The 7718-nt window shown below is 40.9% G+C and carries 9 protein-coding genes and 1 other RNA gene; 7 read left to right on the top strand and 3 right to left on the bottom strand.

Annotation, left to right across the window (positions count from 1 at the left end; genetic code table 11):
• Positions 1–148 precede the first annotated feature (148 nt).
• The 3 genes from V7161_RS23940 to V7161_RS23930 form a co-directional block, all read right to left on the bottom strand.
• On the bottom strand, positions 149–844 hold the full coding sequence (locus tag V7161_RS23940) for a deoxynucleoside kinase (RefSeq protein ID WP_420491655.1): 696 nt from the start codon (positions 842–844) through the stop codon (positions 149–151).
• Positions 845–860: 16 nt separating this feature from the next.
• Positions 861–1508 carry a deoxynucleoside kinase gene (locus V7161_RS23935; RefSeq protein ID WP_335715324.1) on the bottom strand — a complete coding sequence of 216 codons (648 nt, stop codon included), beginning with the start codon at positions 1506–1508 and terminating at the stop codon, positions 861–863.
• Between the two features lie 215 nt (positions 1509–1723).
• The gene (locus V7161_RS23930) at positions 1724–3013 is read right to left on the bottom strand and encodes a glycoside hydrolase family 18 protein (RefSeq protein ID WP_335715323.1); all 1290 of its coding nucleotides are present in this window, start codon (positions 3011–3013) and stop codon (positions 1724–1726) included.
• 99 nt (positions 3014–3112) lie between these two features.
• On the opposite strand from V7161_RS23930, the gene tadA reads away from it, so the two are divergent.
• From tadA to V7161_RS23895, 7 genes are all read left to right on the top strand, one after another.
• The gene (tadA, locus tag V7161_RS23925) at positions 3113–3631 is read left to right on the top strand and encodes a tRNA adenosine(34) deaminase TadA (protein WP_420491654.1); all 519 of its coding nucleotides are present in this window, start codon (positions 3113–3115) and stop codon (positions 3629–3631) included.
• Positions 3632–3722: 91 nt separating this feature from the next.
• An RNA gene (ffs, locus tag V7161_RS23920) (signal recognition particle sRNA large type) lies at positions 3723–3988 on the top strand.
• A gap of 127 nt (positions 3989–4115) precedes the next feature.
• Positions 4116–5813: a DNA polymerase III subunit gamma/tau gene (dnaX, locus tag V7161_RS23915; protein WP_335715322.1), complete on the top strand. Its 1698-nt coding sequence runs from the start codon at positions 4116–4118 to the stop codon at positions 5811–5813.
• Between the two features lie 19 nt (positions 5814–5832).
• Positions 5833–6153: a YbaB/EbfC family nucleoid-associated protein gene (locus V7161_RS23910; RefSeq protein ID WP_335715321.1), complete on the top strand. Its 321-nt coding sequence runs from the start codon at positions 5833–5835 to the stop codon at positions 6151–6153.
• A 68-nt stretch (positions 6154–6221) separates the two neighbouring features.
• Positions 6222–6818 carry a recombination mediator RecR gene (recR, locus tag V7161_RS23905; protein WP_335715320.1) on the top strand — a complete coding sequence of 199 codons (597 nt, stop codon included), beginning with the start codon at positions 6222–6224 and terminating at the stop codon, positions 6816–6818.
• 32 nt (positions 6819–6850) lie between these two features.
• On the top strand, positions 6851–7069 hold the full coding sequence (locus V7161_RS23900) for a YaaL family protein (RefSeq protein ID WP_223596731.1): 219 nt from the start codon (positions 6851–6853) through the stop codon (positions 7067–7069).
• A 109-nt stretch (positions 7070–7178) separates the two neighbouring features.
• Positions 7179–7442 carry a pro-sigmaK processing inhibitor BofA family protein gene (locus V7161_RS23895; RefSeq protein WP_335715319.1) on the top strand — a complete coding sequence of 88 codons (264 nt, stop codon included), beginning with the start codon at positions 7179–7181 and terminating at the stop codon, positions 7440–7442.
• Positions 7443–7718: the final 276 nt, after the last annotated feature.

Raw genomic sequence — 7718 nt, 5'->3', positions numbered from 1 at the left:
GAGGCCCCTAATGCCTGAGCAGGTCCAAAAAAAGGAATAACGGTAATTAAGAGAGGTTCCAAAAACCCGAGAAAGCAAAAAGTTATACCCAACGGTCACTAAGAGACTCACAAAACACTCCGCAAGATAAAAAAGCACCAACTGGCTATCAGCCAATTGGTGTTTTTGTTATATTTAAAATCTCGTTTAATTTTTCTTCCACTTCACGGCAAACCCGTGTGGCATCATCATTGCTTTTTACCACATCAGTGTTGTCCATATCTATAATTAATACTTCACTTGCATCATATTGATTTAAAACCCAATCATCATAGCCCTTCCACACTTCAAAATAATACTCTTTTAACTCTGGGTTAATTTCAAAGCTGCGGCCGCGGGACATTATTCGATCAATTACCGTCTCAAAGGATCCTTTTAGGTAAACCATTAAATCTGGTGCTTTTTTCGGAAGTTCGTTGAGTTCTTCCATCATGTTTTCAACAAGCTCTTCATAAATTCTAAATTCTAAGTCTGAAATTCTGCCTAAGGTTTTGTTCACATAAGCAAAGTACCAATCTTCATAAATCGAACGGTCCTGAATGGTGTAAATAGGCTCACGCCAATTAATGCATTCTTTTACCGTTTTAAAGCGTTTATTTAAAAAGAATAACTGCAGGAGGAACGGAATTCTTCGTGCATCTAATTCCTCAGGTGTCAATTCATAATAAAGTGGAAGAATCGGATTATCATCCACCGTTTCGTAAAACACTTTACTTTCAATTCCTTTATTTTTAAAGTGTGCATTTAACGTGTCTGCCACACTTGTTTTTCCAAGCCCAATCATACCACCAATAACAATACTCACTAACATCCCCCTGTTTCTATAATGTGTTGGACCAGCTGCTCTCTTTTAACGATAATGATAGTTTTTCAATAATATGATTTAAATCTGCTTCATTTTTGACAAAATCCAACTCATCGCCGCTAAAGCGGAGAACGGGGATTTCCGGATTTTCCTTTTCAAAACTTGTAATGGCATTTTCATAGTCGATGGATAGTTGTTCTAAATATAACGGGCTGATATTTTTCTCTACTTCTCGCCCTCTTATTTTTATACGGCTGAGAAGCGTATCAAGACTTGCATTTAGGTAGATAATGACATTTGGCTTTGGCATATCTTCCGTTAAAATTTGATAAATCTTGTAGTACTTATTGTACTCATCAGGATTTAACGTCCGAGAAGCAAAAATCAAATTTTTAAAAATGTGATAGTCCGCTACAACTGACTTGTTTTGGCTTATATAATGGGTATTGATATCCCCTAATTGCTTAAAGCGATTGCAGAGAAAGAACATTTCCGTCTGGAAACTCCATTCCTCAATATTTTCGTAAAATTTCCCAAGGAATGGATTTTCATCAACAATCTCTTTTAATAAAGCAAAATTAAAGTGTTCTGAAATGGCCTTTGCAAGTGATGTTTTTCCAACACCAATCGGCCCTTCAACGGTAATAAAGGGTGTAACCCCCATTGCAAGTCCTCCTTCTCCAACTGCCTGCACTCTCTATATTAACCAGGATGAACCGGATAATTTATATTACTTTTGTCATATGTGAATCTAAGACACAAAGAATATTTTATCATAATCTGTCGCAGGAAGGGATATGGAAAATTAAGAAGTTGGTCGTTTCGTGTCAATAAAATGAAAAAACTGCCGAATGACGGCAGCTAAAGTCAAAATTAATTTTAAGTTCCACGTTTTGTAACATTGAAATTATCGACGATTAACAGCCAGTTTTGCGGGAAGGCCAGACCAAGTTTCCAGTAGCTCATTCCTCTTAAATTCATTTGCTTGATGAGGTTAAACTTTGCTTGGATGGAACGGGCATCCTCGAACCAAACCTCATGCTTTTTTCCACTTCTATCGATATAGTTAAAATGAGGGGCCTGAGCCTTTGTATCATATTGAATTGGGACATTATGCTCTGCTGCAAGCTGGATGGACTGTTGCGGGCTGACTGCTCTGGCAACGGAGCCTTGAACAAAAGGCAGTGTCCAGTCATACCCATATAGATTTTGCCCCATCAAAATTTTATTTGAGGGGATTTCGGTTACAGCGTAATCCAACACTTTTTTAACCTGATCAATTGGTGATACGGCCATCGCAGGGCCGCCGCTATAGCCCCATTCATAGGTCATAATGACGACAAAGTCGGAGATTTGTCCATGTGCCTTGTAATCATGCCCTTCATACCACTTTCCTTGCTGTGTTGCACTCGTTTTTGGAGCGAGGGCAGTTGACATCAACCAGCCTTCACTGCTAAATCTTTGCTTTGCTTTTCGTAAAAAGCGGTTGTAGGCCTCGCGGTCAGCAGGTCGTAAAAACTCAAAATCAAAGTGAATATCGCGGAAGCCATATTTTTTGGCAGTCGTCACAATATTATTAAGGAATTTATCCTGAATCGCCATGTCTGTTAATAAAATACGCCCCAACTCATCGCTAAATTGATCATTTTCCTGGTTATTAATAACCATCATTAAGACATTGCGGTTAGCCCTGGCGATGGCAGGAAAATCATTTAATAACGGCTCTTTTAAGGTACCATCACGACGCGCTTGAAAGCTAAACGGTGCTAAATAGGTGATATAGGGTGCTGCTTCACGGGCACTTTGCTCGAGAATAGGGGCAACCGTATTGCCGCGCGGCTCTACGTACGCATTAAATTCGGCATTTCTTTTTCTTCCTGGGGGAATATATAGACGGTATCCAACAGTGAGAGGCTGGTTAATTTGAATTCTATTGACTGTCGCAAGCTGCTGCGCTGTAACGCCATATCTTCTGGCTATAGTGGTTAAAGATTCACCAGGTTGAACAAAATGAAAATGACCCACAATCGGTATAACTATGGATTGACCAACAACTAAATTATTTGGGTTAGGTAAATCATTTGCTTCAATTATATCTTGAACCGTTGTATGGTAGGTTCTCGCGATTGTCGTTAATGATTGATTACTTTGGACAACATGAATTTGCATTCATATTCCTCCCAACATATATGCGCTAGAACTATTCTATGAGAGCAAGTGAGGATAAATGTTATAATGTAGATAAATAAATAGTAGGACGGTTTATTAATGGTAATAGATGAAACACTAGATGAATTTTATATGATGGAAGCGATGAAGGAAGCCAAAAAGGCCGAAGAGCTCGATGAGGTGCCAATAGGTGCTGTTATTGTGTTGGATGGTAAGGTCATTGCGAGGGCTCATAATTTGCGGGAAAGTGAGCAAAAATCAATCGCTCATGCTGAGCTGCTTGCCATTGATCAAGCCTGCATGGAATTAGGAACATGGCGGCTTGAAGATACGACTTTATATGTGACCTTAGAGCCTTGTCCCATGTGTTCAGGGGCGATTATTTTATCGAGGGTAAAAAGAGTGGTATACGGTGCGGCGGACCCTAAGGGCGGCTGTGCAGGCACTTTGATGAATCTGCTCGAGGATGAGCGCTTCAATCACCGCTGTGAGGTCACAAAAGGTGTATTGGAAGCGGAGTGCGGTCAATTGCTTTCTAATTTTTTTCGAAAAATTAGAGAGAGAAAAAAGCAGGAGAAACAGCAAAGAAATGAGAGTCTGTTAAAAGATTTACAGTAATTTACAAACGATAAAGATTGATTTTTTCTGAGATTGTTTGTATACTAAAAAAGCGTCAGATACGACGCCTAAATATTTGGTATCAACTTTGCCGTGCTAGGTGGGGAGGCAGCGGTGCCCTGTACCCGCAATCCGCTCTAGCGGGACTGAATCCCTTCTCTGAGGCTCGCGACCTGTAGGGTCTGCCTTAAGTAAGTGGTGTTGACGCCTGGGTCCTGCGCAATGGGAATTCATGAACCATGTCAGGTCCGGAAGGAAGCAGCATTAAGTGGACGCTCCCATGTGCCGCAGGGGTGCCTGGGCCGAGCTAACTGCTTAAGTAACGCTTATGGGCGCCAGTCGAAGGAAGGTGCACGGCAGTTTATTTTACATAATTAAACTCATCCTAGATTAAGGATGAGTTTTTTTGTTATTCTTTTTGTAAAAAGGAAATTGAATACGTTATAATAGATGGGATGAAAATTTTTCAAGGGGGCGGTGTCACATGTCATATCAAGCTTTATATCGTGTTTGGCGTCCACAGAAATTTATTGATGTAGTAGGACAAGAACATGTGACAACGACATTGCAAAATGCCCTGCTTCAACAAAAAATCACCCATGCCTATCTTTTTTCCGGACCAAGAGGAACAGGTAAAACAAGTGCAGCTAAAATATTAGCTAAGGCAATTAATTGTGAGCGTGCCCCCGTTTCAGAGCCATGCAATGAATGCGCGGCCTGCCGCGGGATTACGAATGGGACGATTTCTGACGTACTTGAATTTGATGCTGCCTCCAACTCCAGAGTCGAAGAGATGCGTGATGTTCTGGATAAGGTGAAGTTTGCTCCGACTGCTGTGAACTATAAAGTCTATATTATCGATGAAGTGCATATGCTATCGATTAGTGCCTTTAATGCTCTATTAAAAACGTTAGAGGAACCGCCGAAGCATGTAATCTTTATTTTGGCGACAACAGAACCTCATAAAATTCCATTAACGATTATCTCAAGGTGCCAACGCTTTGATTTTAGGAGGATTACGGCAGGTTCTATCGTCAATCGGATGAAGCTTATTGTCGATGAAACAGGTGTTAATTGTGACGAGCGCGCCCTGCAAATGATTGCAAGAGCGGCAGAAGGCGGGATGCGTGACGCCTTAAGTTTATTGGATCAAGCGATCTCCTACAGTCATGACCGTGTCACGATTGAGGATGCCTTAACAGTAACAGGTTCAGTATCTCAAGGATTTTTAAATAAATTAGCTGCGGCATTCCGGGATAAAGATGTTGCCAGCGGGTTAGAGGCGTTAAATGAGCTCTTGTTTCACGGAAAAGACCCGGCACGTTTTATCGAAGATATGATTTTGTTTTACCGCGATATGCTTCTTTATAAAACAGCGCCAAAACTTGAGGAATCCCTGGAAAGAGTAATGCTGGATGATGAATTTCGCGAAATGGCGGAAGCGATTGCGACTGAGCAGATCTATCAGCTCATTGATCTCCTTAATAAAACACAGCAAGAGATGCGCTGGACAAACCACCCAAGGATTTTCTTAGAAGTGGCGATTGTAAAACTATGTCAAATGGAAACAGCACACAGTATGCAATCTGGGGCGGCACCAGCAAATGTCGACCATTTGGTGTCGAGAATTGAGCAGCTTGAAAATGAATTGAGGCAATTAAAGGAAAATGGTGTGGCGGTTACTGCGAATGAACCAGCACCATCACCGCAAAAGACTGCCCAGAGGAGTTCGAGAAAAGGGTTCCAGCCGCCTGTTGGTAAGATTAATGAGGTGTTAAAGCAGGCGACCAAAAATGATTTAAATCAGATCAAGAGTAAATGGGGCGAAATGCGGGCCAATTTAATCAAATCGCATGCGGCCTTACTTAATGAAGCAGAGCCAGTCGCAGCTTCGACTGATGCTTTAATAATAAAATTTAAACATGAAATGATTTGTCAAATGGCGATGGATAGAAAGGATTTCCTCGACGGAATTACCGCGGCCTTAAATAAATTCACCGGTAAAAGGCTTTTAATCTTAGGAGTACCTGAAGAACACTGGATGTCGATCCGGGAAAGCTTCCTAAGCACACAACAGCATGGTGAAGAGGGAGAAAGCAGCGGAACGGTCCATGAGGAAGAACCTCATATTGCTGAGGCCAAAAAATTATTTGGCGAAGAATTTGTTGAAATAATTGACTAAAAAATGGAGGTAATTGAAAATGATGCGTGGCGGAATGGGTAATATGCAAAATATGATGAAGCAAATGCAAAAAATGCAAAAGCAAATGGCTGAGGCTCAAGAGAAATTAGGGGAGGAGAAAATTGAAGGAACTGCTGGCGGCGGAATGGTTACTGTTGTGGTAACTGGACATAAAGAAGTAGTCGATGTTCAAATTAAACCGGAGGCAGTTGATCCAGATGACGTGGAAATGCTGCAGGATCTAGTCCTAGCTGCTGTAAATGATGCCCTTAAAAAGGCAGAAGAATTAACAAACAATACAATGGGCCAGTTTACAAAGGGAATGAATTTACCGTTTTGATAAAAATATATAGCCAAAGTGCGTAGGTACTCATGCACTTTGGCTTTTTTTAAGAGAGGAACATTAACATGCACTATCCTGAACCGATATCGAAGCTGATTGACAGCTTTATGAAACTGCCGGGCATCGGTCCAAAAACAGCCGCCCGCTTGGCTTTTTATGTTTTAAGTATGAAGGAAGACACCGTGCTTGATTTTGCCAAGGCATTGGTGAATGCAAAACGAAATCTTACTTATTGCTCGGTATGCGGTCACATCACCGATCAAGATCCATGTTATATTTGTGAAGATCAACGCCGGGATAAAGGCATAATATGTGTAGTCCAAGATCCTAAAGATGTGATCGCGATGGAGAAGATGAAGGAATTTAACGGATTATACCACGTATTACACGGGGCGATTTCGCCGATGGATGGAATTGGGCCAGAGGATATTAATATCCCGGATTTATTAAAACGATTGCAGGATGAAACTGTGCAAGAGGTCATCTTAGCAACAAATCCAAATATCGAAGGCGAAGCAACAGCGATGTATATATCTCGATTGTTAAAACCGTCAGGCATTAAAACAACGAGAATTGCCCACGGTCTGCCGGTTGGCGGGGATCTTGAGTATGCTGATGAAGTAACCTTATCCAAAGCATTAGAAGGCCGGCGGGAATTATAGTCTCGCACTAAAAGAGACCGGAGGATTCGATTATGTTTTTTCGGCGTAAAGGCTGGCTTCGAAAAGAATATGATGAAAAGCTGTTGATCCAGCTGAACAAATATAAGGAACATTGGCAGCAGGAGAAAATGCTGCTGGAAAAAAGCTTTGACCCATCTGATGAAGTGATCTGTCAAACAAAGATTGCAGAAGCGAAATACATCTTCCTTTTAAGAGAAGCAAAAGAACGGAATGTTAAGTTAATGAGGTAAGATTTGCCGTGGCGCCAATTAAGGTGCTCCGGCTTTTCCTTTTTCTAAGGTCTATTTTTTTGAGCTTGTACATATGTTTTATAAAGGACCTAAGAAGGGGGATCACTTTTTGGAACCAATTGTCGTCATTTCCGTTTTAGGCGGGCTGGTTATTTTGTTATTATTTTCAGGGGCTCCCTTTAAGCCAGCTCGTTTTGTGGGCCAGGCTGCTATAAAGTTACTAATCGGGGCATTGTTTCTGTTCTTCCTCAATGTTGCCGGTAATCATTACGGCATCCATGTACCAATTAACTTCGCCACTTCTGCAGTCTCAGGCTTTTTGGGCATCCCGGGCTTAGTAGCTTTAGTAGCAATACAGCATTGGATTATCTAACAGTTGTAAGCCGCTGAAAACAACAGCGGTTTTCCTTTGAAAAAATATGAAAAAAAGTGTTGACCGATTAGATAATATGCTGTAATATAGTAAAAGTCGTCACCGAGACGACAACAACTAATAAAAAAGTTATTGACTTTGAGTTGGTTGTTTGGTAAGATAATAAAGTCGCTTTTGAGCGATAAAGAAATCGATCTTTGAAAACTAAACAAACAAAAACGTCAACAAACAATAATATTCGTTTCTTTTTGAAACGAAGCCAACGTTTTATTTTAT

The organism is Neobacillus drentensis (assembly GCF_036965425.1).
GTDB lineage: Bacteria > Bacillota > Bacilli > Bacillales > Cytobacillaceae > Neobacillus > Neobacillus drentensis_F.
Note: the sequence above shows the minus strand (reverse complement) of the source record. Positions and strands in the feature narration are given on the sequence as shown.

Excerpts from the sequence above, each read along its gene's own strand:
- V7161_RS23910 (WP_335715321.1), top strand. The coding sequence starts at position 5,833 with ATGATGCGTGGCGGAATGGGTAATATGCAAAATATGATGAAGCAAATG.
- V7161_RS23935 (WP_335715324.1), bottom strand. The coding sequence starts at position 1,508 with ATGGGGGTTACACCCTTTATTACCGTTGAAGGGCCGATTGGTGTTGGA.
- recR (WP_335715320.1), top strand. The coding sequence starts at position 6,222 with ATGCACTATCCTGAACCGATATCGAAGCTGATTGACAGCTTTATGAAA.
- V7161_RS23900 (WP_223596731.1), top strand. The coding sequence starts at position 6,851 with ATGTTTTTTCGGCGTAAAGGCTGGCTTCGAAAAGAATATGATGAAAAG.
- tadA (WP_420491654.1), top strand. The coding sequence starts at position 3,113 with ATGGTAATAGATGAAACACTAGATGAATTTTATATGATGGAAGCGATG.
- V7161_RS23930 (WP_335715323.1), bottom strand. The coding sequence starts at position 3,013 with ATGCAAATTCATGTTGTCCAAAGTAATCAATCATTAACGACAATCGCG.
- dnaX (WP_335715322.1), top strand. The coding sequence starts at position 4,116 with ATGTCATATCAAGCTTTATATCGTGTTTGGCGTCCACAGAAATTTATT.